The organism is Amycolatopsis halotolerans (genome assembly GCF_042647905.1).
GTDB lineage: Bacteria > Actinomycetota > Actinomycetes > Mycobacteriales > Pseudonocardiaceae > Amycolatopsis > Amycolatopsis halotolerans.
In genome coordinates, this window is the sequence record NZ_JBHRWI010000089.1 from 1 (window position 1) to 1,167 (window position 1,167).

Annotated in this window: 1 rRNA gene; it reads left to right on the forward strand. The window is 56.4% G+C overall.

The window, feature by feature from the left end:
- Window positions 1–1,167, forward strand: a 23S ribosomal RNA gene (locus ACFORO_RS46645); the annotation flags it as partial.

Genomic DNA, 1,167 nt, shown 5'->3' on the forward strand with positions numbered 1-1,167 from the left:
AAAGCCTCTAGTGAGTGCATGCACGGCCCGTACCCCAAACCAACACAGGTGGTCAGGTAGAGAATACCAAGGCGATCGGGTGAACTGTGGTTAAGGAACTCGGCAAAATGCCCCCGTAACTTCGGGAGAAGGGGGGCCAAGCATCTTGAAGTCCCTTGCGGACGGAGGGGTGGTTGGCCGCAGAGACCAGCGGAAAGCGACTGTTTACTAAAAACACAGGTCCATGCGAAGTCGCAAGACGATGTATATGGACTGACGCCTGCCCGGTGCTGGAACGTTAAGAGGACCGGTTAGCGCTTCGGCGCGAAGCTGAGAATTTAAGCGCCAGTAAACGGCGGTGGTAACTATAACCATCCTAAGGTAGCGAAATTCCTTGTCGGGTAAGTTCCGACCTGCACGAATGGCGTAACGACTTTCCGGCTGTCTCGACCACAGGCCCGGCGAAATTGCATTACGAGTAAAGATGCTCGTTACGCGCGGCAGGACGGAAAGACCCCGGGACCTTTACTATAGTTTGGTATTGGTTTTCGGTTCGGCTTGTGTAGGATAGGTGGGAGACTGTGAAGCGCTCACGCTAGTGGGTGTGGAGTCGTTGTTGAAATACCACTCTGGTCGGATTGGGAATCTGAACCTCGGACCATGATCTGGTTCAGGGACAGTGCCTGATGGGTAGTTTAACTGGGGCGGTTGCCTCCTAAAGGGTAACGGAGGCGCCCAAAGGTTCCCTCAGCCTGGTTGGCAATCAGGTGTCGAGTGCAAGTGCACAAGGGAGCTTGACTGTGAGACAGACATGTCGAGCAGGGACGAAAGTCGGGACTAGTGATCCGGCACCTCCTGGTGGAAGGGGTGTCGCTCAACGGATAAAAGGTACCCCGGGGATAACAGGCTGATCTTGCCCAAGAGTCCATATCGACGGCATGGTTTGGCACCTCGATGTCGGCTCGTCGCATCCTGGGGCCGGAGTAGGTCCCAAGGGTTGGGCTGTTCGCCCATTAAAGCGGCACGCGAGCTGGGTTTAGAACGTCGTGAGACAGTTCGGTCCCTATCCGCCGCGCGCGCAGGATACTTGAGGAAGGCTGTCCCTAGTACGAGAGGACCGGGACGGACGGACCTCTGGTGTGCCAGTTGTCACGCCAGTGGCATGGCTGGTTGGCTATGTTCGGAAGG